General features: G+C 42.3%; 27 protein-coding genes, 1 pseudogene and 2 riboswitches. Of the genes and pseudogenes, 23 read left to right on the top strand and 5 right to left on the bottom strand.

Going from position 1 to position 26,399, the window contains the following annotated elements; all coding sequences use genetic code 11:
* The 12 genes from HMPREF9189_RS08220 (at window position 1) to thiE (ending at window position 10,872) form a co-directional block, all read left to right on the top strand.
* On the top strand, window positions 1-1,059 hold the full coding sequence (locus HMPREF9189_RS08220; RefSeq protein WP_000724794.1) for a UDP-N-acetylglucosamine--N-acetylmuramyl-(pentapeptide) pyrophosphoryl-undecaprenol N-acetylglucosamine transferase: 1,059 nt from the start codon (window positions 1-3) through the stop codon (window positions 1,057-1,059).
* A 9-nt stretch (window positions 1,060-1,068) separates the two neighbouring features.
* Window positions 1,069-2,223: a cell division protein FtsQ/DivIB gene (locus HMPREF9189_RS08215; RefSeq protein ID WP_000031186.1), complete on the top strand. Its 1,155-nt coding sequence runs from the start codon at window positions 1,069-1,071 to the stop codon at window positions 2,221-2,223.
* Between the two features lie 246 nt (window positions 2,224-2,469).
* Window positions 2,470-3,171 carry an orotidine-5'-phosphate decarboxylase gene (pyrF, locus tag HMPREF9189_RS08210; protein ID WP_001206744.1) on the top strand — a complete coding sequence of 234 codons (702 nt, stop codon included), beginning with the start codon at window positions 2,470-2,472 and terminating at the stop codon, window positions 3,169-3,171.
* Window positions 3,172-3,203: 32 nt separating this feature from the next.
* On the top strand, window positions 3,204-3,836 hold the full coding sequence (gene pyrE / locus HMPREF9189_RS08205) for an orotate phosphoribosyltransferase (RefSeq protein ID WP_000170904.1): 633 nt from the start codon (window positions 3,204-3,206) through the stop codon (window positions 3,834-3,836).
* A 243-nt stretch (window positions 3,837-4,079) separates the two neighbouring features.
* Complete coding sequence (gene lctO, locus HMPREF9189_RS08200; RefSeq protein WP_000120737.1) at window positions 4,080-5,216, top strand: L-lactate oxidase; 1,137 nt, start codon at window positions 4,080-4,082, stop codon at window positions 5,214-5,216.
* A gap of 148 nt (window positions 5,217-5,364) precedes the next feature.
* Window positions 5,365-5,453: riboswitch (TPP riboswitch) on the top strand.
* A 158-nt stretch (window positions 5,454-5,611) separates the two neighbouring features.
* The gene (locus HMPREF9189_RS08195; protein WP_000915271.1) at window positions 5,612-6,172 is read left to right on the top strand and encodes an ECF transporter S component; all 561 of its coding nucleotides are present in this window, start codon (window positions 5,612-5,614) and stop codon (window positions 6,170-6,172) included.
* Window positions 6,173-7,561: an ATP-binding cassette domain-containing protein gene (locus tag HMPREF9189_RS08190; RefSeq protein ID WP_000522140.1), complete on the top strand. Its 1,389-nt coding sequence runs from the start codon at window positions 6,173-6,175 to the stop codon at window positions 7,559-7,561.
* A 1-nt stretch (window position 7,562) separates the two neighbouring features.
* Entirely contained in the window at window positions 7,563-8,213 is a 651-nt protein-coding gene (locus HMPREF9189_RS08185; protein WP_000598428.1) for an energy-coupling factor transporter transmembrane component T, read from the top strand.
* 10 nt (window positions 8,214-8,223) lie between these two features.
* Window positions 8,224-8,916: a thiaminase II gene (tenA, locus tag HMPREF9189_RS08180; RefSeq protein WP_000397225.1), complete on the top strand. Its 693-nt coding sequence runs from the start codon at window positions 8,224-8,226 to the stop codon at window positions 8,914-8,916.
* Between the two features lie 3 nt (window positions 8,917-8,919).
* Complete coding sequence (gene thiW, locus HMPREF9189_RS08175) at window positions 8,920-9,444, top strand: energy coupling factor transporter S component ThiW (RefSeq protein ID WP_001244057.1); 525 nt, start codon at window positions 8,920-8,922, stop codon at window positions 9,442-9,444.
* A complete protein-coding gene (locus HMPREF9189_RS08170) occupies window positions 9,444-10,247 on the top strand; it encodes a hydroxyethylthiazole kinase (protein ID WP_001170980.1) in 804 nt (267 codons plus the stop codon). The genes thiW and HMPREF9189_RS08170 overlap by 1 nt, the downstream gene beginning before the upstream one ends.
* Window positions 10,240-10,872, top strand: a complete 633-nt coding sequence (gene thiE / locus HMPREF9189_RS08165; RefSeq protein ID WP_001078564.1) for a thiamine phosphate synthase — start codon at window positions 10,240-10,242, stop codon at window positions 10,870-10,872. The genes HMPREF9189_RS08170 and thiE overlap by 8 nt, the downstream gene beginning before the upstream one ends.
* 48 nt (window positions 10,873-10,920) lie before the next feature.
* Here the strand turns inward: thiE and thiD are convergent, their stop codons facing one another.
* Window positions 10,921-11,712, bottom strand: a complete 792-nt coding sequence (thiD, locus tag HMPREF9189_RS08160) for a bifunctional hydroxymethylpyrimidine kinase/phosphomethylpyrimidine kinase (protein ID WP_000221720.1) — start codon at window positions 11,710-11,712, stop codon at window positions 10,921-10,923.
* An 84-nt stretch (window positions 11,713-11,796) separates the two neighbouring features.
* Window positions 11,797-11,895, bottom strand: a riboswitch (TPP riboswitch).
* A gap of 183 nt (window positions 11,896-12,078) precedes the next feature.
* On the opposite strand from thiD, the gene HMPREF9189_RS08155 reads away from it, so the two are divergent.
* The 7 genes from HMPREF9189_RS08155 (at window position 12,079) to manA (ending at window position 19,328) form a co-directional block, all read left to right on the top strand.
* On the top strand, window positions 12,079-12,474 hold the full coding sequence (locus HMPREF9189_RS08155; protein WP_001167220.1) for a CopY/TcrY family copper transport repressor: 396 nt from the start codon (window positions 12,079-12,081) through the stop codon (window positions 12,472-12,474).
* Window positions 12,475-12,484: 10 nt separating this feature from the next.
* Window positions 12,485-12,856 (top strand): cupredoxin domain-containing protein, encoded by a 372-nt coding sequence (locus HMPREF9189_RS08150; protein WP_000935060.1) that lies wholly within the window; start codon window positions 12,485-12,487, stop codon window positions 12,854-12,856.
* A 9-nt stretch (window positions 12,857-12,865) separates the two neighbouring features.
* Window positions 12,866-15,088 (top strand): heavy metal translocating P-type ATPase, encoded by a 2,223-nt coding sequence (locus tag HMPREF9189_RS08145; RefSeq protein ID WP_000136088.1) that lies wholly within the window; start codon window positions 12,866-12,868, stop codon window positions 15,086-15,088.
* A gap of 326 nt (window positions 15,089-15,414) precedes the next feature.
* Window positions 15,415-17,190, top strand: a complete 1,776-nt coding sequence (spxB, locus tag HMPREF9189_RS08135; protein WP_000191820.1) for a pyruvate oxidase — start codon at window positions 15,415-15,417, stop codon at window positions 17,188-17,190.
* A 110-nt stretch (window positions 17,191-17,300) separates the two neighbouring features.
* Window positions 17,301-17,648, top strand: coding sequence for a VOC family protein (locus tag HMPREF9189_RS08130; RefSeq protein WP_001052665.1), 348 nt, complete (start codon window positions 17,301-17,303; stop codon window positions 17,646-17,648).
* Between the two features lie 217 nt (window positions 17,649-17,865).
* Window positions 17,866-18,126: a SemiSWEET family transporter gene (locus tag HMPREF9189_RS08125; RefSeq protein ID WP_001291473.1), complete on the top strand. Its 261-nt coding sequence runs from the start codon at window positions 17,866-17,868 to the stop codon at window positions 18,124-18,126.
* Window positions 18,127-18,383: 257 nt separating this feature from the next.
* Complete coding sequence (gene manA / locus HMPREF9189_RS08120; protein WP_001294303.1) at window positions 18,384-19,328, top strand: mannose-6-phosphate isomerase, class I; 945 nt, start codon at window positions 18,384-18,386, stop codon at window positions 19,326-19,328.
* A 41-nt stretch (window positions 19,329-19,369) separates the two neighbouring features.
* Here manA and HMPREF9189_RS08115 read toward each other — a convergent pair.
* Window positions 19,370-20,711, bottom strand: a pseudogene (locus tag HMPREF9189_RS08115) (sodium-dependent transporter).
* A gap of 357 nt (window positions 20,712-21,068) precedes the next feature.
* On the opposite strand from HMPREF9189_RS08115, the gene HMPREF9189_RS08110 reads away from it, so the two are divergent.
* Window positions 21,069-21,809, top strand: a complete 741-nt coding sequence (locus tag HMPREF9189_RS08110) for a MerR family transcriptional regulator (protein WP_000274786.1) — start codon at window positions 21,069-21,071, stop codon at window positions 21,807-21,809.
* 28 nt (window positions 21,810-21,837) lie between these two features.
* On the opposite strand, the gene HMPREF9189_RS08105 is transcribed toward HMPREF9189_RS08110, so the two are convergent.
* From HMPREF9189_RS08105 to HMPREF9189_RS08095, 3 genes are read right to left on the bottom strand one after another with little or no spacing between them, the layout of a single operon-like run.
* On the bottom strand, window positions 21,838-22,293 hold the full coding sequence (locus HMPREF9189_RS08105) for an 8-oxo-dGTP diphosphatase (RefSeq protein ID WP_009755388.1): 456 nt from the start codon (window positions 22,291-22,293) through the stop codon (window positions 21,838-21,840).
* Window positions 22,294-22,312: 19 nt separating this feature from the next.
* Window positions 22,313-23,488: an NAD(P)/FAD-dependent oxidoreductase gene (locus HMPREF9189_RS08100; RefSeq protein WP_000680039.1), complete on the bottom strand. Its 1,176-nt coding sequence runs from the start codon at window positions 23,486-23,488 to the stop codon at window positions 22,313-22,315.
* Window positions 23,489-23,545: 57 nt separating this feature from the next.
* Window positions 23,546-24,391: a DegV family protein gene (locus HMPREF9189_RS08095; protein WP_000219956.1), complete on the bottom strand. Its 846-nt coding sequence runs from the start codon at window positions 24,389-24,391 to the stop codon at window positions 23,546-23,548.
* Between the two features lie 124 nt (window positions 24,392-24,515).
* Here HMPREF9189_RS08095 and HMPREF9189_RS08090 point away from each other — a divergent pair, with 124 nt between their 5' ends.
* The 3 genes from HMPREF9189_RS08090 (at window position 24,516) to upp (ending at window position 26,277) form a co-directional block, all read left to right on the top strand.
* Window positions 24,516-25,073 carry a TetR/AcrR family transcriptional regulator gene (locus HMPREF9189_RS08090; protein ID WP_000003898.1) on the top strand — a complete coding sequence of 186 codons (558 nt, stop codon included), beginning with the start codon at window positions 24,516-24,518 and terminating at the stop codon, window positions 25,071-25,073.
* Between the two features lie 18 nt (window positions 25,074-25,091).
* Entirely contained in the window at window positions 25,092-25,559 is a 468-nt protein-coding gene (locus HMPREF9189_RS08085) for a cytidine/deoxycytidylate deaminase family protein (RefSeq protein ID WP_000136990.1), read from the top strand.
* Window positions 25,560-25,647: 88 nt separating this feature from the next.
* Window positions 25,648-26,277 carry a uracil phosphoribosyltransferase gene (upp, locus tag HMPREF9189_RS08080; RefSeq protein ID WP_000515976.1) on the top strand — a complete coding sequence of 210 codons (630 nt, stop codon included), beginning with the start codon at window positions 25,648-25,650 and terminating at the stop codon, window positions 26,275-26,277.
* Window positions 26,278-26,399 lie beyond the last annotated feature (122 nt).

Raw genomic sequence — 26,399 nt, 5'->3', positions numbered from 1 at the left:
ATGAAAAAAATTGTCTTTACAGGTGGGGGGACGGTTGGACATGTCACCCTCAACCTTTTGTTAATGCCTAAGTTCATCGAAGACGGCTGGGAAGTTCACTACATTGGTGATAAACACGGAATCGAACACCAAGAAATCCTCAAGTCAGGTTTGGATGTTACTTTCCATTCTATTGCGACTGGGAAGTTGCGTCGCTATTTTTCTTGGCAAAATATGCTGGATGTCTTCAAAGTTGGTTGGGGAATTGTCCAATCCCTCTTTATCATGTTACGACTGCGTCCACAGGCTCTTTTTTCTAAAGGAGGATTTGTCTCAGTACCGCCGGTTATCGCAGCGCGTGTGTCAGGAGTACCTGTCTTTATTCACGAATCGGACCTATCTATGGGCTTGGCCAATAAAATTGCCTATAAATTCGCAACCAAGATGTATTCAACATTTGAGCAGGCTGCTGGTCTCGCAAAAGTCGAGCATGTGGGAGCAGTAACAAAGGTTTCAGAGCAAAAAACTTCAGAACCAGATGAATTGGTGGATATCCAAACCCACTTTGATCCTAAATTGCCAACTGTATTGTTTGTGGGTGGTTCTGCAGGAGCTCGTGTATTTAACCAATTAGTGACAGATCATAAGCAAGAACTGACAGAGCGCTACAATATTATCAATCTCACTGGAGATTCTAGCCTGAACGAGTTGAGTCAAAATCTCTTTCGTGTTGATTATGTGACAGATCTCTATCAACCCTTGATGGAGATGGCAGATGTGGTGGTAACGCGTGGCGGTGCCAATACGATTTTTGAGCTCTTGGCCATGGCGAAACTCCATCTCATCGTACCATTGGGTCGTGAAGCAAGTCGAGGAGACCAGATTGAAAATGCAGCCTACTTTGTTAAGAAAGGCTATGCAGCAGAACTTCAAGAAAGTGACTTGACCTTGGAAAGCTTGGAGGAAAAACTCAGTCACTTGCTTAGTCACAAGGATCAGTACCAAGCTAGCATGAAAGCTTCGACTGAATTGAAATCTCTTGCAGATTTTTACGATCTACTAAGAAAAGACCTAGCATAAGGAATATCAATGTCAAAGGATAAGAACAAAGAATCAAACCAGAAGCAAGAATTGTCTGAATGGCAGAAACGAAACCAGGAATACCTGAAAAAAAAGGCTGAGGAAGAAGCTGCCCTAGCTGAGGAGAAGGAAAAGGAAAAACAAGCTCGAATGGGGAAAAACTCTAAGTCGTTAGAGGAAAGTAAGAAGTCATCAAGTGATTCCGACCAGAACGAAACTGTTCCAGACGAAGAATCATCCGAAAAAGAAGAAAAATCTAAAAAAGATGATCCTAAAGTCAAAGAAGAAAAAGAAAAGAAGAAAAAAGAAAAACCAGAGAAACCAGCCAAACCTAAAATTGCGCCTGTTCATATTTGGCGAGCTGTGAGTATCTTGGTACCCAGTGTCCTAGTCCTCCTTTTTTCAGTCTATCTGTTGACTCCACTTTCGACCATCAAAAATATCGAGGTTAAGGGAAATAGTAACACGCAGGCGGATGACATCAAACAGGCTTCTGGAATTCAAGATAGTGACTATACTTTAGCTCTATTGTTGGATAAGGAAACATACGCTGAGCGAATCAAGTCCAACCATTGGATAGAATCAGCGAAGATTAACTATCAATTTCCGACTAACTTTACGATTGAGGTTAAGGAGTTTGATATTGTCGGTTATTATGTGTCTGGTGAAGAGTATTATCCAATTCTTTCTAGTGGTGCGGTTGAGTCAACTCCTGTAAATCGCTTAAACTTGCCTGAGACTTATCTGACAGTTACCTTTAACGATGAGCAGCAGGTGAAGGATTTGATCGCGGGTCTTTCTAGCGTCAGTGAGGATATTAAGAGTCAAATCCAGAAAATCGAATTAGCGCCAAGCAAGGCAACAGCAGATCTTTTAAAAATTACCATGCTGGATACAGATGAAATATTGGTTCCCTTGTCAGAATTGAGCAAGAAATTGCCTTATTACAGCAAAATCAAGCCACAATTGACAGAACCGAGTGTAGTCGATATGGAGGCTGGAGCATACAGCTATACTATAGCGGATAAGCTGATAGAAGAAGCAGAAGAAAAAGCCAAGCAAGAGGCTAAGGAAGCTGAGAAGAAAAAACAGGAAGAAGAAAAGAAAAAACAAGAAGAACAGGGAAGTCCAAGTCAAACGAGCCAGCAGTCACAGAGTCGTTAGATTAACTTTTTCTCTTGATTTTTGAATGGTATAGAAGTCCAGTTTCAAGTTTTTGCTTGACAAGTCCTACTATAAATAATAGAATAGAAAAAAACCTTTAAAGCAGTCCAGAGAGGCAGCTAAGGTTAGACGGTGAAAGGGTGGAGACTACCCATTTTTCGTGGAACCTTGCTGTTGGCAGGTTCCTTTTTTCGTGGTTTATTTTTGACCATCCTCTCTTGCTAGCTAAGGTAAAAGGAGAAAGGTATGCGTGAACATCGTCCAGTTATTGCTCTTGATTTTCCTAGTTTTGAGGCGGTCAAGGAATTTTTATCTCTTTTCCCAGCAGAAGAAAGTCTTTACCTAAAAGTAGGAATGGAGCTTTATTATGCGGAGGGCCCGGAAGTTGTCCGTTATTTGAAGTCATTGGGGCATAGTGTCTTTCTGGATCTCAAGCTACATGACATTCCAAATACAGTCAAATCTGCCATGAAGGTCTTATCTCAGCTTGGTGTAGACATGACCAATGTTCATGCTGCTGGTGGTGTGGAGATGATGAAGGCTGCGCGTGAAGGTCTTGGGACACAAGCCAAATTGATCGCTGTAACTCAGCTCACATCAACGTCGGAAAGTCAGATGCAGGATTTTCAAAACATCCAAACCAGCCTGCAAGAGTCTGTCATTCATTATGCCAAGAAGACTGCTGAAGCAGGCTTGGATGGTGTCGTTTGCTCAGCTCAGGAAGTGCAACTCATCAAGCAGGCCACCAATCCAGATTTTATCTGTCTGACACCGGGAATTCGTCCAGCAGGAGCTGCGGTTGGAGACCAAAAACGCGTTATGACACCAGCGGATGCTTATCAAATTGGTAGTGACTATATCGTGGTGGGACGTCCCATTACCCAAGCTGAGGATCCTGTTGCAGCTTATCATGCCATCAAGGATGAATGGATACAGGACTGGAATTAAAGAAATAGATTACAAAATAAAAGGAGAATACCATGACACTTGCTAAAGATATCGCTAGCCACCTCTTGAAAATCCAAGCCGTTTACCTCAAACCAGAGGAGCCTTTCACTTGGGCATCTGGTATCAAATCGCCGATTTATACTGACAACCGTGTGACGCTTGCCTATCCAGAAACTCGTACCCTAATTGAAAATGGTTTTGTGGAAGCTATTAAAGCAGAATTTCCAGAAGTAGAAGTGATTGCAGGAACTGCGACAGCAGGGATTCCTCACGGAGCTATCATCGCTGACAAGATGAACTTGCCTTTTGCCTACATCCGCAGCAAACCAAAAGACCACGGAGCTGGTAATCAAATCGAAGGCCGTGTAGCTCAGGGGCAAAAGATGGTTGTTGTTGAAGACCTCATTTCAACGGGCGGTTCAGTTCTTGAAGCCGTAGCAGCCGCTAAACGTGAAGAAGCCGATGTTCTTGGTGTCGTAGCGATTTTCAGCTATCAATTGCCAAAAGCAGATAAGAATTTTGCGGATGCTGGTGTCAAACTTGTGACGCTTTCTAACTACAGTGAACTAATCCACCTAGCCCAAGAAGAAGGTTATATCACGCCAGAAGGACTCGCTCTCCTAAAACGCTTTAAAGAAGACCAAGAAAATTGGCAAAACGCTTAAAAGTAGAAAATCAGGTAGTCACTAGGATTATCTGATTTTTTATATATGGGCAATAAAACAAAGCTCCCTAAAGGTAAAGAAGAATATAGGATAATGGTAGAATGAGAGTCCTCTCTTTTTTGGGGGCATATTCAGATAATCAGTTTGAAATTTCCAGACAAAATTTTTGAAAGGATTCTGAAAAAGAGGTAAGATAGTTAATGTAAGAAAAAGTAAACGCTTACTTAACAAGGAGGACACTTTATGTCATATAAAACAAGCAATGCAGAAGGACCTGTAGATTTTATTAACACTTATGATTTGGAGCCAATGGCGCAACAAGTTATTCCTAAAGCTGCCTTTGGTTATATCGCTAGTGGAGCAGAGGATACTTTCACTTTACGCGAGAACATCCGTGCCTTTAACCACAAACTCATCGTTCCACATACGCTTTGTGATGTTGAAAATCCAAGTACAGAGATTGAATTTGCAGGTGAAAAATTGTCTTCACCAATCATTATGGCGCCTGTTGCGGCTCATAAATTAGCAAATGAACAGGGTGAAGTGGCGACTGCGCGTGGTGTGCATGAGTTTGGTTCTCTTTACACAACTAGCTCTTACTCTACTGTAGATCTTCCAGAAATTACAGAAGCCCTTCAAGGGACACCTCACTGGTTCCAATTTTACTTTAGTAAGGATGACGGTATCAACCGCCATATCATGGACCGTGTGAAGGCTGAAGGTTATAAAGCGATTGTTTTGACAGCAGATGCTACTGTAGGGGGCAATCGTGAGGTCGACAAGCGCAATGGTTTTGTCTTCCCCGTTGGTATGCCAATTGTTGAGGAATACCTGCCAGAAGGTGCTGGTAAATCAATGGACTTTGTTTACAAATCAGCCAAACAACGCTTGTCTCCACGTGATGTAGAATTTATCGCTGCTTACTCAGGTCTTCCTGTCTATGTCAAGGGGCCACAATGCCGTGAGGACGTTGAACGTTCGCTTGCCGCTGGTGCTTCTGGTATCTGGGTAACCAACCACGGTGGCCGTCAAATCGACGGGGGGCCAGCCGCATTTGACTCACTTCAAGAAGTTGCTGAAGCAGTTGATAAACGTGTGCCAATCGTCTTTGACTCTGGTGTTCGTCGGGGTCAGCATGTCTTTAAAGCCTTGGCTTCAGGAGCAGATTTGGTAGCTATTGGCCGCCCTGTGATCTATGGTTTGGCTCTTGGTGGTAGTGTGGGTGTACGTCAAGTCTTTGAACACTTGAATGCAGAATTAAAGACAGTCATGCAGTTATCTGGAACTCAGACTATTGAAGATGTTAAACGCTTCAAACTGCGTCACAATCCATACAATCCATCCTTCCCAGTTGATTCACGCGATTTGAAGTTGTATTGATAAAGTAGAAAGTCTCCATTTGATGTGGAGGTTTTTCTTCGTGTATAGAAAGATTAAATCGTTATCAGAAACTATATAAATATATTTTCCAGTCAAATATCTTGCTAGGGCTTTCAAATTCTGTTATACTGGTCCAGTAATAAAATAATAAAGACATTTGGGGTGCCTTAGGCTGAGATGATACCCATTGAACCTGATACAGTTAAGACTGGCGAAGGGAAATGTGAAAAGGTTTTTTTCGTATGTTGAAGGAAACTGTCTAATCTTGTAAGGTAAACTCTAATTCTCGTTTGTAATTGGAGTTTTTTTGTTTATCAAAAGAGGATAGGCTTGACGGCAAGCCTTTCGGTAGCTCTCCTTGAATGCCCCACTTTTCTTTAAAAAAGGAGTTTTTTATGTTGAAAAAATGGCAGTTAAAAGATGTTATCTTGCTTGCTTTCTTGTCTATCTTTTTTGGTGGCGTTTTTGTGGGTTCAGGCTATCTGTTTGATATCCTCACTCTGATTTTAGCCCCTCTTGGTTTGCAGGCCTTTGCCAATGAAATCCTCTTTGGTCTCTGGTGTATGGCTGCGCCTATTGCTGCTATCTTTGTTCCAAGAGTGGGAAGTGCGACGATTGGAGAAGTGTTAGCTGCACTTGCTGAAGTTCTTTATGGTAGCCAATTCGGTCTAGGTGCTCTTTTGTCTGGCTTGGTTCAAGGTTTGGGAAGTGAATTTGGCTTTCTTGTGACCAAGAATCGCTATGAAAGTTGGCTCTCTCTAACTGCTAATAGTATTGGGATTACCCTTTTTAGCTTTGTCTATGAATACATTAAGTTAGGTTACTACGCCTTTTCCCTTCCTTTTGTCCTTTCCTTGCTTGTGGTGCGTTTTATTTCTGTCTTTTTCTTCTGTGCCATCTTGGTTCGTGCCATTGTCAAGCTCTATCATCAGTTTGCATCTGGAGGTAAGGCATAGATGGGGCTGGAACTACGGGGGATTCAGTCACCAATCTTTTCGGAACCGATTGATTTTACTTTTCATGCGCAAGCTTTTACCTTGTTAGTTGGGAGCAGTGGTTCAGGAAAATCCAGTCTCTTTCAAATCATTGCCCAGGTCACTTCCTTACCCTATAGTAGTCAAGTCCTGATAGATGGGAGCCAGGTCAGTCAGCTTTCTATCGTTGAACGTGTCCAGACGGTTGGTATTCTCTTTCAAAATCCCAATCATCAATTTACCATGGAGAACTTGTTTGAGGAGCTGATTTTTACCCTGGAGAATATTGGGCATCCCCTTCAAGAGATTGATGCTAAAATAGCTGAGGTGGTCCGGCAATGTCGCTGCAAGGCGATCTTGCACCGTCCCATCCATCACTTATCAGGTGGGGAAAAGCAAAAGGCTGCGCTAGCTGTTCTCTTTGCCATGAATCCTAGAGTCTATCTCTTGGATGAGCCCTTTGCTTCTATTGACCGCAAAAGTAGGATAGAGATATTGGAGATTCTAAAAGAGTTGGCCTCTAATGGGAAGACAGTCATCCTGTGCGACCATGATTTATCAGACTATGAAGCCTATATCGACCATATGGTTGAGCTAATAAGATACGGACAGCTAAGGGAAGTGTTTCAAATCCCTTCCTCTGAGATGATACAGGTTTCTTCAAAGGAAGTTGCTTCTAGCCCAGAACTATTCCATATGGATAGAACGACTTGTGAGCTGGATAAGCGCTCCCTCTTTTCAATTGCGGATTTTACATTCTACCAAGGAATTTCCTGTATCTTGGGTGACAATGGTGTCGGGAAATCAACCCTCTTTCGCTCTATTCTTCAATTTCAAAAGTATAAAGGGTACATTACTTGGAAGGGGAAAGTCCTGAAAAAGAAAAAGAGTCTGTATCGTGATCTGACAGGTGTTGTTCAGGAAGCTGAGAAGCAATTTATCCGAGTTAGTCTGAGAGAGGAACTGCAATTAGATAGTCCAGACTCTGAAAGAAATCAACGGATTCTCCAAGCTTTACGATATTTTAATCTGGAGCAGGCGCTTGATAAGAGTCCCTATCAATTAAGTGGTGGCCAGCAAAAGATTCTTCAGCTATTGACCATCTTGACCAGCAAGGCGTCTGTGATTTTGCTAGATGAACCATTTGCTGGTTTGGATGATAGAGCTTGCCATTATTTTTGTCAGTGGATGTTGGAGGACAGAAATCAAGGAAGAAGTTTTTTGATCATTAGCCATCGTTTAGATCCCTTGATTTCTGTGGTCGATTATTGGATTGAGATGACTAGTGAGGGGCTCAGTCATCTCAAAGACGTGACCATCAGCAAACCTCTCCCATCTCTGAATAATGATACTCTAGGGGAGGTGTGGTAGTATGATCAAAGTAGCAACCAAGACACCAGTTATCAGCCTCTTCTTTTTAATTTTATCCTTGGAAACATCCTTCACTCCTTCGATTGCTCTGAATCTTTCAGTAGCTGCATTTTGCATACTCTTCATGCTCTATTACCGTCGATTTAAAATGTTGGCTTGGATGCTCTTGCTCGCCATTTTGCCCTCCTTTGCTAACTATTGGGCAGTACAGTTACATGGGGATGCTTCGCAGGCAGTGATACTTGGAACGAGGGCTTTTGTGACGGTTTGTATTGGTCTTGTTTTTGTTTCCAGTGTTTCCCTAAAAGAGCTTCTCTTGTACTTGGCTCAAAAGGGGTTATCGCGTTCTTGGGCCTATGCCTTGATTGTGGTATTCAATTCCTTTCCCCTCATTCAGCGGGAAATCAAGTCCCTCAAGGAAGCTTGCTTACTGCGTGGCCAAAAACTGCATGTTTGGTCGCCCTTGATTTACAGTAAGGTTCTGATGACAGTTTTTAGATGGCGCCATCTCTATTTGAGAGCCCTGTCTGCACATGGATATGACGAACATGCACAGGTGGAGAATAGTTATCGGACTTTTTATATTTCTAAAAAAACAAAATTAATCTACCTACTTTTCTTTTTATTGATTCAAACCGGTTTATTTTTATAAAGGAGTTATTATGGAATTTACAGATATTGCGATGGAATTATCCAGGGAAGTTTGGCAGGCTTCCTTTCATCACCCATTTGTATTACAGTTACAAGAGGGAACGTTAGAACCTTCTATTTTCCGCTATTACCTGATTCAGGATGCCTACTATCTGAAGTCTTTTTCAGAAGCCTATCACCTCTTGGCTGATAAGACTTCAAACGAGGAAATGAAAAAACTCTTGAAACAAAATGCCCAGAGTCTAGTGGATGGTGAGTTGTTTATCCGCCAACAATTTTTCAAGGAATTAGGAATCAGCGACCAGGAAATGGACGAGCAACCGATCGCTCCAACCTGTTATCATTACATTTCGCATATTTATCGACAGTTTGCAGAGTCAAACTTGGGCATTGCTTTTGCTAGTTTGCTTCCATGTCCTTGGTTATACCATGATTTGGGCAAGGCACTTAATCGCAAACCATCCCCAAATCCTCTTTATCAACAGTGGATTGAAACCTATATCACCGATGAGTTAGAACAACAGATTAAAGAGGAAGAAGAGCTGGTTAATCAACTCTATCGAGAAAGCAATGAGACGGACAAACAAAAAATGCTAGAGGCCTTCCATCGAAGTGTCCATATGGAAGCCAAGTTTTGGGAGATGGCTTACCAACATCAAACCTGGACAAGTGATTTGCAGTCCTTAGAAAAAGAGAAGAAATAGAAAATGAGAAACCACCAACTACAAGTTCACAAATTAACCATTTTATCCATGATGATTGCTCTTGACGTAGTTCTTACACCCATCTTTCGAATTGAAGGGATGGCACCGATGTCCAGTGTAGTCAACATTCTTGCAGGAATTTTGATGGGACCTGTTTATGCCTTGGTCATGGCTACAGTCACAGCCTTTATCCGTATGTCTACTCAAGGCATTCCGCCTTTGGCCCTAACAGGAGCTACCTTTGGAGCCCTCCTTGCAGGTCTCTTTTATAAGTACGGTAGAAAATTTTACTTTTCTGCCCTAGGAGAAATCTTGGGAACGGGGATAATCGGTTCCATTGTTTCCTATCCTGTCATGGTTCTCTTTACCGGATCTGCGGCCAAGCTCAGCTGGTTTATCTACACCCCTCGATTTTTCGGAGCAACCTTGATCGGTACAGCCATAGCTTTCCTCGCCTTTCGATTTTTGATCAAGCAGGAATTCTTTAAAAAAGTGCAGGGATATTTCTTTGGAGAAAGGATAGAATGATGCAGAAATTGACAAATCCTTTCCCTCTGGCAACCAGTTCCTTGATTCACTGTATTACCAATGAGATTTCTTGTGAGATGCTGGCCAATGGCATTTTGGCTCTGGGATGCAAACCTGTTATGGCAGATGATTCCCGTGAGGTCCTTGATTTTACTAAGCAAAGTCAGGCTCTCTTCATCAATTTGGGGCATTTGTCAGCTGAGAAGGAAAAAGCAATCCGTCTGGCAGCTACTTATGCAGCTCAAGCTTGTCTCCCAATGGTAGTAGATGCGGTTGGCGTAGCAGCATCACCCATTCGTAAGGGACTAGTCAGAGATCTTTTAGAATACAAGCCCACGGTCCTTAAAGGAAATATGTCAGAAATCCGAAGTCTTGTTGGCTTAAAGCACCATGGAGTTGGAGTTGATGCTAGCCATAAAGACCAAGAAACGGAGGATTTGCTTCAAGTCTTGAAAGACTGGTGTCAGCTTTATCCTGGTATGTCATTTTTAGTCACTGGACCCAAGGACCTCATCGTTTCAGAAAATCAAGTTGCTGTATTGGGAAATGGCTGTGCAGAATTAGACTGGATAACAGGGACAGGAGACTTAGTTGGAGCCTTGACAGCCGTTTTTCTTAGCCAAGGAAAGACTGCCTTTGAAGCTTCTTGCCTAGCGGTCTCTTATCTCAATATCGCTGCTGAGAGAATAGTTGTCCAAGGAATGGGATTGGAAGATTTTCGTTGCCAAGTTCTCAATCAACTCTCTCTCCTAAAAAGAGCCGAAAATTGGCTAGAAGCCATCAAAGGAGACTTTTATGAATAGAGAAGTACTTAAACTGTATCTAGTAACCAATCGCTACCAAGATTCCTTGGAAAACTTTCTTGAAAAAGTCGAGACGGCCTGCCGTTCAGGTGTTACCATCATCCAATTACGAGAAAAAAATCTCACCACCAATCAATACTATCAACTGGCAAAACAAGTCAAGGAAATAACAGATGCCTATCAGGTACCCTTGATAATCGATGATCGATTGGATATCTGTCTAGCAGTCGATGCTGCAGGTTTGCATATTGGCGACGATGAACTACCCGTTTCGGTTGCCCGCAAAGTCTTGGGTCCTGAAAAAATCCTCGGTGTCACTGCTAAAACGGTTAAAAGAGCTCTCGAAGCAGAAACATCGGGTGCGGATTACTTGGGGACAGGAGCTATTTTCCCGACTACGACCAAGGAAAATGCGCCTATCACCCTGATTTCAACCTTGAAAACAATTTGCCAAACGGTCGCCATTCCAGTAGTTGCTATCGGAGGCCTGACGTCAGAGAATATTGACCAACTTATCGGCACGGGTATAGCTGGAGTAGCTGTCGTACGTGATTTGATGCAGGCAGAAGATATTGAGGCGAAAACACAAGCCTTTTTAACAAAGCTAGATGACATTGTTTCCTAATCAAAAACTCTCTAATTCCCTTAAAGTAGGAGCTAGAGAGTTTTTTTCTTAATCTTTAAAAGTTGTATGATTGACTGGTCCAGAACCATGTCCGAGTTGAGGAGCGTCTTGGATGGCTTTTGTGATAAAGGCCTTGGCCTTATCAACTGCCTGGTAAAGACTTCTGCCCTTGGCTAGTTCAGCTGTAATCACTGCAGCAAAGGTACATCCAGTACCATGGGTGTGACAGGTTTGAATTCTTGGGCTTTCCCAGACAAATTGCTCCTCCTTGGTAAAGAGGAAATCCTTTGCACCACCTTCAAGATGGCCACCTTTGATAACAACAGACTGAGGACCAAATTCTTTTAAAATCAGGCGACCAGCACGCTGCATGTCTTCTGGATCATGAATCGAAAAACCAACAATCTCTTCTGCCTCAGGAAGATTCGGAGTGATAATGGTTGCAAGGGGAAGCAGATTTGTTTTTAGGTAGTCTCTGGCACTAGAATCAATCAGGGTGTCCCCGCTTGTTGCGACCATAACAGGGTCCAGCACATAGGGACAGTCCAGCTTTTTAAGATAGGGTTGGATGATCTCCATGATCTCAGTAGTTGCCAACATCCCTGTTTTTACAGCCTGAGGCTTGATATCCGAAAAGACACTATCCAATTGAGCTTCCAGCATTTGGTTGGAGACGTGTTCGATTAATTGAACGCCTCTGGTATTTTGAGCGACAAGGCTGGTCACAACGGCCATTCCATAGACATCTCTAGCTTGGAATGACTTTAAATCAGCCATAATGCCAGCACCGCCACTAGGGTCAGTCCCTGCAATGGTTAGAGCAACGGGTAAATAAGTCATCTAAAACCTCCCAACCAACTGAAGTTTGTATTCTTAAGAACAAGCTAGTCTGTTTGAGGAAAGTAATAGAAGACCAGCTAGTCCTCATCATCATTTCCACTTCCATCAGCTAGCATTACCTAGATTGAGTCAAAGGGATCTAACAGTTGTTAATCTCAGCTTTACGCACCCCTAGTGGTTGTTTTCTTTTTTCTACAGTATAGCATATTTTTATAGTTTATATAGTGAAATTTGACTGCAAATCTCTCATCAAATGCTTAAAATTCTATTTTTCAAAGAAAAGATTAATTTTATAATTGACAAATGTAGATTTTCGGAGTATACTAATAACTGTAATCGACGAATGTAGATTTTGGAGGTGTGCTAATGCAGATTTCAGATGCAGAATGGCAAGTTATGAAGATTGTTTGGATGCAGGGGGAACAGACCAGTAGGGATTTGATCAGGGTTCTGGCAGAGCGGTTTGACTGGTCCAAGTCCACGGTTCAGACCCTTTTGGCTCGTCTGGTTGAGAAAGAGTGCTTGACCAGGAAAAAAGAGGGCAAGTCCTTTATTTATTCAGCCCTTTTAACTCTAGACCAAAGTCGAGACTTGCTTGTCCAAGATATCAAAGACAAGGTTTGTTCTCGTAGGATTAAGAGCTTGCTGGCTGATTTGATTGTGGAATGTGATTTCACTCAGGCTGACTTGAAAGACTTGGAAGTTGTGATTTCTGAGAAAAAAGCTAGCGCAGTTGCGGAAGTAAAATGTAATTGTATGTAAAGGAGACGCCATGTTAAATAGTATTGTAACCATTATTTGTATTGCCCTTATCGCGTTTATCTTGTTTTGGTTTTTCAAAAAGCCTGAAAAATCTGGACAAAAGGCCCAGCAAAAAAACGGCTACCAAGAGATTCGAGTGGAAGTCATGGGGGGCTATACGCCTGAGTTGATTATTCTTAAAAAATCAGTGCCAGCACGTATTGTCTTTGACCGTAAGGACCCTTCACCCTGTCTGGATCAGATTGTTTTTCCAGACTTTGGTGTACATGCGGACCTGCCTATGGGGGAAGAGTATGTAGTGGAAATCACACCTGAACAGGCTGGGGAGTTTGGCTTTGCATGTGGCATGAACATGATGCACGGTAAGATGATTGTAGAGTAGGAGGAAATGATGACTGAAATTATGAAAGCAAACTTAGAAAATGGCATTCAAAAAATCCGTATTCGAGCTGAAAAAGGTTATCATCCTGCCCATATCCAGCTTCAAAAGGGAATTCCAGCTGAGATTACCTTTCATCGTGCTACTCCTTCAAACTGTTATAAGGAAATTCTGTTTGAAGAAGAAGGCATCTTGGAACCAATCGGCGTAGATGAAGAGAAGACAATTCATTTTACACCTCAAGAGTTGGGTGAGCATGAATTCTCATGTGGTATGAAGATGCAAAAGGGAAGCTATACCGTAGTTGAGAAGACTCGAAAATCTCTATCCCTCTTGCAACGTTTTTGGATTACTAGTATCTTTACTGTGCCTCTTGTTTTCCTCATGATTGGGATGTTGACAGGGACTATCAGTCATCCAGTTATGCATTGGGGCACCTTTTTAGCCACAACGCCTATCATGTTAGTAGCAGGTGGTCCTTATATCCAGAGTGCTTGGGCCAGCTTTAAAAAGCACAATGCCAACATGGATACCTTGGTTGCTCTGGGAACCCTAGTGGCCTATCTCTATAGCCTAGTTGCCCTCTTTACTGGGCTTCCTGTTTACTTTGAAAGTGCTGGATTTATCCTCTTCTTTGTTCTTTTGGGAGCCGTTTTTGAGGAAAAAATGCGGAAAAATACTTCCCAAGCTGTGGAGAAACTACTGGACTTGCAAGCTAAAACAGCAGAAGTCTTGCATGATGATAGCTATGTCCAAGTTCCTATGGACCAAGTCAAGGTAGGTGATCTGATTCGAGTGCGTCCTGGTGAAAAGATTGCGGTTGATGGTGTTGTAGTGGAAGGTATGTCCAGTATTGACGAATCCATGGTAACAGGTGAGAGTCTGCCGGTAGACAAAACAGTTGGAGATACCGTCATTGGCTCCACCATCAATAATAGTGGAACGCTTGTTTTTAGGGCAGAAAAAGTTGGTTCAGAGACTGTTTTGGCACAGATTGTGGACTTTGTGAAGAAAGCCCAAACCAGCCGCGCACCGATTCAGGACTTGACGGATAAGATTTCAGGAATTTTTATCCCAGCAGTTGTCATTTTAGCGATTTTAACTTTTGGGATTTGGTTTGTCTGGCTTGAGGCTAGCTTTGTGGCCTCTCTTCTTTATGGGGTGGCAGTTTTGATTATCGCCTGCCCTTGTGCCTTGGGACTTGCAACACCAACAGCCCTCATGGTGGGGACAGGTCGCAGTGCCAAGATGGGGGTTCTCCTCAAGAATGGAACCGTCTTACAGGAAATCCAGAAAGTCAAAACTCTCGTCTTTGATAAGACAGGAACTTTGACGGAAGGAAAACCAGTAGTCACTGATATCATTGGCGACGAGGCAGAAGTACTTGGCTTAGCTGCCTCTTTAGAAGAAGCCTCTCAACACCCATTGGCTCAAGCTATTGTCAAGCGAGCGAGTGAAGCAGAACTTGAGCTTCATACTGTAGAAAATTTCCAAGCTATGCACGGAAAAGGTGTTTCAGGGCAAATCAATGGGAAACAAGTCTTGCTTGGAAATGCCAAAATGCTAGATGGAATGGATATTTCTAGTGCTTATCAGGAAAAACTTGAAGAACTTGAAAAAGAAGCTAAAACAGTTGTGTACTTGGCTGTTGACAATGAAATCAAAGGCTTGCTTGCCTTGCAAGATATTCCCAAGGAAAATGCCAAGCTCGCCATCAGTCAGCTGAAAAAACGTGGTCTCCGAACAGTTATGCTGACAGGAGATAATGCTGGCGTGGCGCGTGCCATTGCAGATCAGATCGGCATTGAAGAGGTTATTGCGGGTGTCTTGCCAGAAGAAAAAGCCCATGAAATCCATCAACTGCAAGAGGCTGGTAAAGTGGCCTTTATCGGAGATGGTATCAATGATGCGCCAGCTCTCAGTGTGGCGGATGTGGGGATTGCCATGGGCGCAGGAACCGATATTGCTATTGAGTCGGCAGGGATTGTTCTTACTCACAATGATTTGACAGGAGTTGTTCGTGCCTTTGATATGAGCAAGAAAACCTTCAATCGAATTCTTCTTAACCTCTTCTGGGCCTTTATCTACAATGTCATCGGAATTCCGATTGCAGCAGGAGTCTTTTCAGGAATTGGTCTCGTTCTCAATCCAGAACTGGCTGGTCTAGCTATGGCCTTTAGTTCTGTATCTGTTTTAACCAGTTCACTCATGCTAAACTTTAGTAAAATAGACTAAAAGCGAGCTTGCTCGCTTTTTATACTCTTCGAAAATCTCTTCAAACCACGTCAGCTCTATCTGCAACCTCAAAACAGTGTTTTGAGCAACCTGCGGTTAGCTTCCTAGTTTGCTCTTTGATTTTCATTGAGTATTATTATAAAACAGATATTAAAAACGTTTTCAAACTGTACTGTAATAGAGAATAAAAACTTCTGAGCACATTCTTAGGATACCCAAAACAAATGTGGTAAAGTAGTAGAGTAAAAATTTGCTGAAACGTTTCCAATTAGTATATGAAAACGGATTTATCAAGTTTTAAAAATATTTGAAGGAGAGTTATCATTATGACTCAAGGGAAAATTACTGCATCTGCAGCAATGCTTAACGTATTGAAAACATGGGGCGTAGACACAATCTACGGTATCCCATCAGGAACACTCAGCTCATTGATGGACGCTTTAGCTGAAGACAAAGATATCCGCTTCTTGCAAGTTCGCCACGAAGAAACGGGTGCTCTTGCAGCGGTGATGCAAGCTAAATTCGGCGGATCTATCGGTGTTGCAGTTGGTTCAGGTGGACCTGGTGCAACTCACTTGATCAACGGTGTTTACGATGCAGCTATGGATAACACTCCATTCCTTGCTATCCTTGGATCACGTCCAGTTAACGAATTGAACATGGATGCCTTCCAAGAATTGAACCAAAACCCAATGTACAACGGTATCGCTGTTTACAACAAACGTGTAGCTTACGCTGAACAATTGCCAAAAGTTATTGACGAAGCTTGCCGTGCTGCAGTTTCTAAAAAAGGTCCAGCTGTTGTTGAAATCCCAGTAAACTTCGGTTTCCAAGAAATCGACGAAAATTCATACTACGGTTCAGGTTCATACGAGCGTTCATTCATCGCTCCTGCTTTGAACGAAGTTGAAATCAACAAAGCTGTTGAAATCTTGAACAATGCTGAACGTCCAGTTATCTATGCTGGTTTCGGTGGTGTTAAAGCTGGTGAAGTGATTACTGAATTGTCACGTAAAATCAAAGCACCAATCATCACAACTGGTAAAAACTTTGAAGCTTTCGAATGGAACTATGAAGGTTTGACAGGTTCTGCTTACCGTGTTGGTTGGAAACCAGCCAACGAAGTGGTCTTTGAAGCAGACACAGTTCTTTTCCTTGGTTCAAACTTCCCATTTGCTGAAGTTTACGAAGCATTCAAGAATACTGAAAAATTCATCCAAGTCGATATCGACCCTTACAAACTTGGTAAACGTCATGCCCTTGACGCTTCAATCCTTGGTGATGCAGGTCAAGCAGCGAAAGCAATCCTTGACAAAGTGAATCCAGTTGAATCAACTCCATGGTGGCGTGCAAACGTGAAGAACAACCAAAACTGGCGTGATTACATGAACAAACTCGAAGGTAAAACTGAGGGTGAATTGCAATTGTATCAAGTTTACAATGCAATCAACAAACATGCTGATCAAGACGCTATCTACTCAATCGACGTAGGTGACACTACTCAAACATCTACTCGTCACCTTCACATGACACCTAAGAACATGTGGCGTACATCTCCACTCTTTGCGACAATGGGTATTGCCCTTCCTGGTGGTATCGCTGCTAAGAAAGACAATCCAGATCGCCAAGTATGGAACATCATGGGTGACGGTGCATTCAACATGTGCTACCCAGACGTTATCACAAACGTTCAATACGACCTTCCAGTTATCAACGTTGTCTTCTCAAATGGTAAATATGCCTTCATCAAGGACAAATACGAAGACACAAACAAACACTTGTTTGGTTGTGACTTCCCTAATGCTGACTATGCGAAAATCGCTGAAGCGCAAGGTGCTGTAGGATTTACAGTTGACCGTATCGAAGATATTGATGCAGTTGTTGCAGAAGCTGTTAAATTGAACAAAGAAGGTAAAACTGTTGTGATCGATGCTCGCATCACGCAACATCGTCCACTTCCAGTAGAAGTACTTGAACTCGATCCAAAACTTCACTCAGAAGAAGCAATCAAAGCCTTCAAGGAAAAATACGAAGCAGAAGAACTCGTACCATTCCGCCTCTTCTTGGAAGAAGAAGGATTGCAATCACGCGCAATCAAATAATTCCTCTCGTCGAAAATCAAATTTTAAATTTGTAGACTTTATTCTTTGATTTTCATAGAGTGGAACTTGAAAAGATCGGAGCAATCCGGTCTTTTTCTGGAGGATAATCAATGAATTTAAATCAATTAGATATTATCGTTTCAAATGTTCCCCAAGTCTGTGCTGACTTGGAGCGTCTTTTGGATAAAAAGGCTGATTATGCTGATGATGCTTTTGCTCAGTTTACGATTGGCAGTCATTGTCTCATGTTGTCCCAAAATCACCTGATTCCTTTGGACAATTTTCAGTCAGGAATCATTCTTCACATCGAGGTTGAGGATGTAGACCAGAACTATCAACGGTTGAAAGATCTTGGTATCACAGTTTTAAACGGCCCAGCTGTAACCGATTGGGGGACAGAATCCTTGCTTGTAAAAGGCCCTGCTGGCCTAGTGATTGATTTTTATCGTATGAAATAGGGCGCGTAGTCATTTGACGTTAACCATAATGATTCTTAATACAGAATGTGAGAATAGGAACTATTGAAAGATCGGAGCAATCCGGTCTTTTTCTGTTTCCTCTTTCTTATCACAAGATTGTGATAGTTTACATCTTCATAACAAAAGCTTCAAAGTCTTGATTGTTTTGAAGAAAGATTATAAAATATGATTCATAAAAATGAAAGAGGTTTTGAAAATGTCTGAAAAACAAATGAAAATTTTGGGCTGGGTAGCGACCTTCATGTCCGTTATGATGTATGTGTCTTACTTCCCACAAATCATGAACAACCTGGCTGGTCAAAAAGGAAACTTCATCCAACCCTTGGTCGCAGCCATCAACTGTAGCCTATGGGTTTACTACGGTCTTTTCAAGAAAGAAAGAGATATTCCCCTTGCGGCTGCTAATGCACCGGGTATCGTTTTTGGCCTAGTAACGGCTATCACGGCATTGATTTAAAAATAAGACTGGTTTCAGTCTTTTTTTGTACATAAAAATAGATTCTCAAGTAAAGGAAGTCTAATGAGAGTTGAGGAAAAAAGCCGTTGACAGCGAGCTTTCTGAGTGCTGCTTTAGAGGTTCCTCCATAAAGTAAAAGATTATTTCGTTACTATTTTTATAAAATCTTCTCCCTACTTTATAAGATGTGAAAAAGAGTTCAATTCGAACTCTTTTTTTGCTATAATGAGGGGAGAAAAATCAGACAGGAGATCGACATGTCAGAACCATTATTTTTACAATCAGTTATGCAAGAAAAAATCTGGGGTGGTACCAAGCTACGTGATGAGTTTGGTTACGACATTCCAAGCGAAAAAATCGGGGAATACTGGGCTATCTCAGCTCACCCAAATGGAGTTTCTAAGGTTGCAAATGGACGCTACGAGGGAACAGACCTTGCTACATTGTATGCGGAGCACCGTGAATTGTTTGGCAACCGTCCAGAGCCTGTATTTCCACTCCTGACTAAAATTCTCGATGCCAACGACTGGCTCAGTGTCCAAGTTCATCCAGACGATGCCTATGGACTCGAGCATGAAGGAGAACTTGGAAAAACAGAGTGCTGGTATATCATTGCAGCGGATGAGGGATCAGAGATTATCTATGGCCACAATGCCAAGTCAAAAGAAGAACTCCGTCAGCAAATTGAAGCTAAAGACTGGGATGGTCTATTAACAAAAGTCCCTGTTAAGGCTGGAGATTTCTTCTATGTACCAAGTGGAACTATGCACGCTATTGGCGCAGGTATCTTGATTCTTGAAACCCAGCAGTCTAGTGATACCACCTATCGTGTCTATGACTTTGACCGCAAGGATGACAAGGGCAACTTGCGTGAACTTCACCTTGAAAAATCCATCGATGTCTTGAACATTGGTGAACCCGCAAATAGCCGTCCTGTAACTATCAAAGCTGATGATTTACGCTCAACTCTCCTTGTATCCAATGACTTCTTCGCCGTTTACAAGTGGGAAATCACTGGGAAAGTTGACTTTGAAAAGACAGCTGACTATAGCTTGTTTAGCGTCTTGGCTGGTCAAGGTCAGCTTACTGTTGACGGAAAAAACTATCCAATCCAAAAAGGCAGCCACTTTATCTTACCTAGTGATGTTGAAGCTTGGACTCTGGAAGGACAAGATTTAGAATTGATTGTCAGCCATCCATAAAAAAGAAAGGGCCTGAGTTCATTACTCAAGTCCTTTTTTGATTACATAAATTGGGCGATAAAGACCACAATGATGATAATTGGAATGACGAAACGAAGGAGGAAGAGCCAGACTTGGGAAAGTCCTTGTTTCCAGGCTCTTTCATCGAGATGGAGTTCCTCCATAGCAAGAGCCTTTTTAAAGATATAGCCTGTAAAAAGTGAAAGGCAGAGAGCTCCAAATGGCATGAGGAGATTGGAAACCAAGAAGTCCATGGCATCAAAGAAGGTTTTCCCAAAGATGTGAACATCTGCCATAACACCGTAGGATAGGGCTGAAGGAATTCCAAAGACGAAGGTCAAGATTCCTAAAATGACACTCCACTTAGCCCGCTTGCTGTTGTCCTGATTGGTGATATTTCCCACATTGATTTCCAGCATCACGACAGATGAAGTGACTGTCGCAAAAGGGAAGAGCAAGAGGAAGAGGATGTAGAAAATGGTTCCAAAGGGCATCTTGTCAAAGAGTTGAGGCAAGACGATAAAGAGCAGGCTTGGTCCCCCTTCAGACTGGATATTGAAGGCTGACATGGCTGGGAAAATGGCTAGACCTGCCATGATGGATACCGAGATGTTCATGGATACGATGGAAATCCCTGACTGGACCAGATTGGTTTTCTTGTCTAAGTAAGAAGCATAGGTCAGCATGGCTGTAACCCCTAGTGAGAGAGCAAAGAAAGATTGTCCCAGAGCATAGAGGAGACCAGCACTGGTCAGTTTTGAAAAAGTCTGGTTTTAGGAAGTAAAGAACCCCTTCCATAGCATTTGGCAAGCTGAGAGAGCGCCCGATGATCACGACAAAGATGATAAAGAGCAGGGGCATCATGACTTTCGAAGCTCTTTCGATCCCTTTTTGAACCCCACGTGATACAATAAAGATATTCAGTAAGATAAAGGCAGCTTGAGCTCCTAGGGCAATGGCTGGATTTGAAATGATTGAAGTAAATAACTGAGCATAATCACCCGTTCCACCAAGTTGGAACAATTTCCCAAACTCAATACTCAGATAGACTAGAATCCATCCTCCAATAACACTGTAAAAGGAGAGAAGGATAAAGAGGGCAAAGGCACCAATCCAACCGATAAAGTTGTACTTGTTATTCTTGCCAAGTTTTCCAAAGGTTTTGATAGCGGAAACGCCAGCACTACGGCCAAGGGCAAACTCAGCCAGCAGGAGAGGGAAACCGATTAAAATAGTGGAAATGAGAAAGACTAGTAAAAAGCCTCCCCCGCCGTTGGCAGCAGTCATGTAGGGAAACTTCCAAACGGCACCAAGCCCGATGGCCGAGCCAGCAGATGCTAGAATAAAGCCAAGTTTTGAACCCCATTGTGATTTTTCTGACATAGTTAAACTCTGATCTCCTTTTTCAAAATAAGAAAAGGCTACTTGAGTTGTCAAATAGCCCTCTCTCAATGGCTCTTTATGAGCCTTCTGTTTGATTGATAGACTTGACTATCCTATCATGTTTTCTAAGGCCTGTCAAGAAAACCATTTTCAAGTTTTCACACCTTTCTCAAAAAGTTAAAAAATTTTCGCAAAAATACTTGACTCTGACCTAGGGGGAGGGAATATACTATCAATGTAATACTCTTCGAAAATCAAATTCAAACCACGTCAGCGTCGCCTTACCGTACTCAAGTACAGCTTGCGGCTAGCTTCCTAGTTTGCTCTTTGATTTTCATTGAGTATAAGGAGGAAATCATGTATCATATCAAAGAAGCTGCGCAGCTTTCGGGTGTCTCTGTCAAGACCCTGCACCACTATGACAAGATAGGACTCTTGGTTCCGTTAAAGTCGGAAAACGGCTATCGAACCTACAGTCAAGAGGATTTGGAACGCCTTCAGGTCATTCTTTACTACAAATATCTAGGCTTTTCTTTAGAGAAAATAGCGGAGCTATTAAAGGAAGAAAGGACAGATTTATTGCCTCATTTGACCAGGCAGTTGGACTATTTGACTCGAGAAAGGGAACATCTGGATACCTTGATTTCAACCTTACAAAAAACCATTCAAGAACAAAAAGGAGAAAGAGAAATGAGCATTCAAGAGAAATTTGCTGGATTTAACTACCAAGACCATCAAAAATACCACCAAGAGGCGGTAGAGAAATATGGTCAAGAAGTCATGGGACAAGCGCTTGAACGCCAAAAAGGTCACGAAGACGAGGCTACGGCTGCCTTCAACCAAGTCTTTCAAACTTTGGCGCAAAATCTTCAAGCTGGTTTACCTGCAACAGCAACTGAAAACCAAGAGCAAGTAGCCAATCTCTTGCAAGCCCTTCGTACTTATGGATTTGACTGCTCTATTGAAGTCTTCGGACATATCGGTAAAGGATACGTCTATAACCCAGAGTTTAAGGGAAACATTGACAAGTTTGGTTCTGGAACAGCCCAGTACACATCAGATGCCATTGCAGCTTACGTTCAGACAAATGCAGAATAAATAGGCTAGGAATTTCCTAGCCTATTTTTTACTTCAAATCATAAAGCCAGTTTTCGCCGTCTTTATAGTAGAAGAACTCACTGAGATCCTCCTCTACAAATATACGAAGCATATCAGACATATCATTGGTTGCAAGTTTTAGACGAGATAGATTTTCAAAGTCCTCCCACCAAACTTTCCCTTCGTCTGAAGATTGGAGCTCGCCAGTAAAGTGTTCGGTCTTGTAAAATAGGACGACATAACGGTAATCCTCATCGTCGTACCAGTCCTTGATGCCACAGAGTTGGGGTTTGGAAATGGTTAGACCCGTTTCTTCTTTCACTTCACGAATGACAGCATCGACAAAGGATTCGCCACGTTCAACATGACCACCAGGAAAAGTAATGCCGGGCCAGTCGGGACTAACTCGATCTTGAACCAGAACCTTGTCTCCGTTTTGAATCATACACATGTTGACAAATTCGACGGTTTCTCTTCTGTTCATTTTTCACAACCTTTGATCTTTAATCATAATGCAGACTTCCTGCCACCCAGCCAGTACAGAGGGCAGAAGTGATGTTAAAGCCACCCGTGTGGGCATTGATATCCAGTACCTCGCCAGCAAAGTGGAGACCAGGTACTAGCTTACTTTCAAGGGTTTTAGGATTGATTTCCTTAAGACTGACGCCTCCTTTGGTGACAAAGGACTTAGCCAATGACATTTTACCAGTAACAGGAATTTTGAGAGCCTTGATGGACTGGAGAAGTTGCTCGCGTTCTTTTTCAGTTAGCTGTTTAACTTTGTCAGGATATTCTTGAACAAAAAATTCTGCCAAGCGTTCTGGCAACAAGGTTTTTAAAGCATTTTTCAAGGATTTTTCCCGATTTTTTTCTAGAAATGCAGCCAAGTCTTTCTCAGAAAGTTGAGGCAAAACATCCAGTGAGAGAACTTCCCCACCCTTGACAAGACTAGACATACGCAGAGCAGCTGGACCAGATAAACCAAAGTGGGTAAAGAGCAAATCATGAGTGATGACATGCTTGCCGTAGCTTAAGGTCACATCGTCTAGTGAAATTCCCTGCAAGGCCTTATGCGGAAAATCAGTCAACAAAGGACTCTCAGCAGCTTCAAGATCGGTAATGGTGTGCTTAAAATGGCGGGCAATCTCGTGACCAAAACCAGTCGAACCAGTGGAAGGGTAGGATTTTCCACCAGTTGTGACAATGAGTTTATCGCAAGTGAAGATTTGGTCTGCGGACTTGAGGACAAACTGGTCGTCTATCTTTTTAACCGAAACAATCTCCGTTTGAGTAGCAACTTGTCCGCCGAGTTCAGTGATTTTCTTTTCCAAGGCTTCGATAATGGTCCGAGACTTGTCGCTGGCAGGAAAGACGCGGCCGTGGTCTTCAACCTTGAGTTTAACACCGTTTTCCGTGAAAAAGTTGATGATATCATGGTTATCAAACTGGGAAAAGACACTGTATAGAAAGCGTCCATTTCCAGGGATACCAGCTAGTAGGTCATCTAAGCTTCCGTTATTGGTCACATTGCAGCGACCACCGCCCGTTCCAGCTAATTTTTTCCCAAGTTTGCGATTTTTCTCGATGAGAAGGGTTTTCTGACCATAAAAGCTACTGGAAATCGCAGCCATCATACCAGCAGGTCCACCACCGATGACAATAGTATCAAAATGTTTCATAGCTCTATTGTACCACAAAAAACAAGAGATGCTTGGCATCTCTTGTTGCTCATGATCTTAGTTAATTTCATATCCCATCAACAAACCGCCATCTTCTGCATAGAAACTGCAGAGACCAGATGTTGGAATGATTTTGATATTGGCTTGAGGGAAGGTTTCCAGCAAGCGTTCCGACAATTGCTGACAGAATTTTTCATTGCTGCGATGAGCCATGACGATACGGCCACCAGTATAGCCAGCCTTGATGAGTTCTTCATAGGCTGCTTGAAGGGATTTTTTTGGTCCACGCGCTTTCTGGAGCAGTTCTAAGGTTCCAGTTTCACTTGCTTCCCCAACCATACGGATGTTGAGAAGGCCAACGACTGTACCGATAAGCTTACTCAAACGGCCATTTTTTACCAAGTTATCGACTTTAGCGAGGACAAAGAGCAACTTGGTTTTTTCTTGGTAGGCTGTGATAGCTTCAACAATCTCCTCATAAGAAAGTCCTTGATCAATCAATTCATTGATTTTTTCGACAATCAAGTCAACTTCCCCACCCGCAGATAAACTATCAATAACATGAATCTGAGTGTCAGGATGTTCTTCAAGGTAGATATTCTTAGCAAGCTGCGCACTATTATGACTGCCAGAAAGAGCACCAGTGATGGTAACGACAAAGATATGCTTGGCACCTTCGAATGCACGCAAGTAATCATCAGGGCTAGGACAGGCTGATTTTGAAGCCTCAGAAGTCGCATACATGGTTTCCATCATGTGGTCAATGTCGAGATTGGCATCATCAATAAAGACCTCATCAGCAACTTGAATGGTTAAAGGAACACTCACAAATTCAGTATCGATAGCAAGAGTAGGCAGTTGACGATAATCACAACCAGAGTCAGCTACAATCTTCCAAGTCATAGAAATTCTCCATCTTTGTCACTTATACATTGACAAAGGTTCTGTCTTTTTTTACAATTATATCATGAAAGCCCTTGAAACAAAAGTACCACCTCTCTGTTGTCACAAGTAGAAAGAAATTGTTATGTCTGAACGTAAAATATCTGAAAAATCTCTTGAAAATCTCAGAAAATCAAATCAAGAATCCAATTTTTTAACCAGAGAAGCAATCGAGACGGCTCTTTTGCAACTTCTAGAAAAAAAAGATTTGGCTAAGATCAGCATTTCGGAGCTGGTCAAAAGGGCGGGAGTCTCTCGTGCCGCCTTCTATCGCAACTATGACTCCAAAGAAGAGATTTTGGAAAGCGTTTTTAAACGCAGTGTCCATAACATTATGGAACAGTTGAGCCACTACGATGTCAAAACCGATCTTTATCTGGTCTGGGTACACCTTTTCCGCGCAGCCAAGAAAGAAGCCAGGGTTATCCAACTTGCTCTGGACTACCACTTGGAAAAGATTTTCGTCCAAGCCATGCAGGAATTTCTGGAAAAATACCACGGAAAGTCAAAAGGTGTCAGCAGCTACCTTCATTCCTTTTGGAGTTCTGCCATCGTATCGGTTTTGCTCAAATGGATCAAGGATGGCATGAAGGTTCCAGCAGAAAAGATTGCGGATTTACGCTTGCCATTTTTCAAAAAATAGGGGATAAGGAGAAGACTTATGACAGAAAAAAGACTGGCTTGGGATGAGTACTTTGCTGCCCAGGCCTTACTGATTGCCAATCGTTCGACATGTAAACGTGCCAAGGTGGGAGCTGTCCTAGTCAAGGATAATAAGGTGATTTCAACAGGCTACAATGGTTCCGTATCAGGAACAGAGCACTGTATCGATCACGAATGTTTAGTCATTGAAGGCCACTGTGTCCGTACCCTTCACGCTGAGGTCAATGCTATTCTCCAGGGGGCTGAACGAGGGGTTCCTAGAGGATTTACAGCCTATGTGACCCATTTCCCTTGTCTGAACTGCACCAAACAACTGCTTCAAGTTGGTTGCAAGCGCGTGGTTTATATCAACCAGTACCGAATGGATGACTATGCCCAGTACCTTTATCATGAAAAAGGCACCGAGTTAACCCATTTACCATTAGAGACTGTTCAGACAGCTCTTCAAGAGGCAGATTTGATTTAAAAATTAATTAAAATAAATGGTTTAGAAAGCTTTTTAAACCGTTTTTTGATATAATAAGAAGAATAAATTGAAAGAAGGAACTCAGAAAATGGGAAAAATTGAAGTCATTAATCATCCACTTATTCAACACAAATTGTCAATCTTGCGTCGTACAGACACTTCCACAAAGGCTTTTCGTGAACTAGTAGACGAGATTGCAATGTTGATGGGATATGAAGTACTTCGTAATCTTCCACTTGAAGACGTGGAAATCGAAACACCTATCACAAAGACCGTTCAAAAACAATTGGCTGGTAAAAAATTGGCGATTGTCCCAATCTTGCGTGCAGGTATCGGGATGGTAGATGGTCTCTTGAATCTGGTTCCAGCAGCAAAAGTTGGACACATCGGTATGTACCGTGATGAAGAAACCCTTCAACCAGTTGAATACTTAGTGAAATTACCTGAGGATATTGACCAACGTCAAATTTTTGTCGTTGATCCAATGTTGGCAACAGGTGGCTCAGCAATCTTGGCAGTAGATTCCCTTAAAAAACGTGGCGCTTCAAATATCAAGTTTGTCTGCCTAGTATCTGCTCCAGAAGGAGTGAAAGCCCTCCAAGAAGCACACCCAGATGTAGAAATTTTTACTGCAGCCTTGGATGAACACTTGAACGAACACGGTTATATCGTTCCAGGTCTTGGAGATGCTGGAGACCGCTTGTTTGGTACTAAATAAAATTCCAAAGTAAATATTGAAACTAGAAGTTCGTTTTTGACTTGAAAGGAGGTTGAGTTTTTGTTTCTGTTTAGAGGATAGAGCAAAAATTTGACCTTTTTTGACCAAAAAGATATAATAGT

Source organism: Streptococcus sp. oral taxon 071 str. 73H25AP (assembly GCF_000146755.1).
In the GTDB taxonomy this organism is placed as follows: Bacteria; Bacillota; Bacilli; order Lactobacillales; family Streptococcaceae; genus Streptococcus; species Streptococcus oralis_T.
This window is presented reverse-complemented; position numbering and strand designations above follow the sequence as displayed.

Bases quoted from the DNA above. Each gene is read 5' to 3' on its own strand.
- HMPREF9189_RS08220 (WP_000724794.1), top strand. From the start codon at position 1: ATGAAAAAAATTGTCTTTACAGGTGGGGGGACGGTTGGACATGTCACC.
- HMPREF9189_RS08215 (WP_000031186.1), top strand. From the start codon at position 1,069: ATGTCAAAGGATAAGAACAAAGAATCAAACCAGAAGCAAGAATTGTCT.
- pyrF (WP_001206744.1), top strand. From the start codon at position 2,470: ATGCGTGAACATCGTCCAGTTATTGCTCTTGATTTTCCTAGTTTTGAG.
- pyrE (WP_000170904.1), top strand. From the start codon at position 3,204: ATGACACTTGCTAAAGATATCGCTAGCCACCTCTTGAAAATCCAAGCC.
- lctO (WP_000120737.1), top strand. From the start codon at position 4,080: ATGTCATATAAAACAAGCAATGCAGAAGGACCTGTAGATTTTATTAAC.
- HMPREF9189_RS08195 (WP_000915271.1), top strand. From the start codon at position 5,612: ATGTTGAAAAAATGGCAGTTAAAAGATGTTATCTTGCTTGCTTTCTTG.
- HMPREF9189_RS08190 (WP_000522140.1), top strand. From the start codon at position 6,173: ATGGGGCTGGAACTACGGGGGATTCAGTCACCAATCTTTTCGGAACCG.
- HMPREF9189_RS08185 (WP_000598428.1), top strand. From the start codon at position 7,563: ATGATCAAAGTAGCAACCAAGACACCAGTTATCAGCCTCTTCTTTTTA.
- tenA (WP_000397225.1), top strand. From the start codon at position 8,224: ATGGAATTTACAGATATTGCGATGGAATTATCCAGGGAAGTTTGGCAG.
- thiW (WP_001244057.1), top strand. From the start codon at position 8,920: ATGAGAAACCACCAACTACAAGTTCACAAATTAACCATTTTATCCATG.
- HMPREF9189_RS08170 (WP_001170980.1), top strand. From the start codon at position 9,444: ATGCAGAAATTGACAAATCCTTTCCCTCTGGCAACCAGTTCCTTGATT.
- thiE (WP_001078564.1), top strand. From the start codon at position 10,240: ATGAATAGAGAAGTACTTAAACTGTATCTAGTAACCAATCGCTACCAA.
- thiD (WP_000221720.1), bottom strand. From the start codon at position 11,712: ATGACTTATTTACCCGTTGCTCTAACCATTGCAGGGACTGACCCTAGT.
- HMPREF9189_RS08155 (WP_001167220.1), top strand. From the start codon at position 12,079: ATGCAGATTTCAGATGCAGAATGGCAAGTTATGAAGATTGTTTGGATG.
- HMPREF9189_RS08150 (WP_000935060.1), top strand. From the start codon at position 12,485: ATGTTAAATAGTATTGTAACCATTATTTGTATTGCCCTTATCGCGTTT.
- HMPREF9189_RS08145 (WP_000136088.1), top strand. From the start codon at position 12,866: ATGACTGAAATTATGAAAGCAAACTTAGAAAATGGCATTCAAAAAATC.
- spxB (WP_000191820.1), top strand. From the start codon at position 15,415: ATGACTCAAGGGAAAATTACTGCATCTGCAGCAATGCTTAACGTATTG.
- HMPREF9189_RS08130 (WP_001052665.1), top strand. From the start codon at position 17,301: ATGAATTTAAATCAATTAGATATTATCGTTTCAAATGTTCCCCAAGTC.
- HMPREF9189_RS08125 (WP_001291473.1), top strand. From the start codon at position 17,866: ATGTCTGAAAAACAAATGAAAATTTTGGGCTGGGTAGCGACCTTCATG.
- manA (WP_001294303.1), top strand. From the start codon at position 18,384: ATGTCAGAACCATTATTTTTACAATCAGTTATGCAAGAAAAAATCTGG.
- HMPREF9189_RS08110 (WP_000274786.1), top strand. From the start codon at position 21,069: ATGTATCATATCAAAGAAGCTGCGCAGCTTTCGGGTGTCTCTGTCAAG.
- HMPREF9189_RS08105 (WP_009755388.1), bottom strand. From the start codon at position 22,293: ATGAACAGAAGAGAAACCGTCGAATTTGTCAACATGTGTATGATTCAA.
- HMPREF9189_RS08100 (WP_000680039.1), bottom strand. From the start codon at position 23,488: ATGAAACATTTTGATACTATTGTCATCGGTGGTGGACCTGCTGGTATG.
- HMPREF9189_RS08095 (WP_000219956.1), bottom strand. From the start codon at position 24,391: ATGACTTGGAAGATTGTAGCTGACTCTGGTTGTGATTATCGTCAACTG.
- HMPREF9189_RS08090 (WP_000003898.1), top strand. From the start codon at position 24,516: ATGTCTGAACGTAAAATATCTGAAAAATCTCTTGAAAATCTCAGAAAA.
- HMPREF9189_RS08085 (WP_000136990.1), top strand. From the start codon at position 25,092: ATGACAGAAAAAAGACTGGCTTGGGATGAGTACTTTGCTGCCCAGGCC.
- upp (WP_000515976.1), top strand. From the start codon at position 25,648: ATGGGAAAAATTGAAGTCATTAATCATCCACTTATTCAACACAAATTG.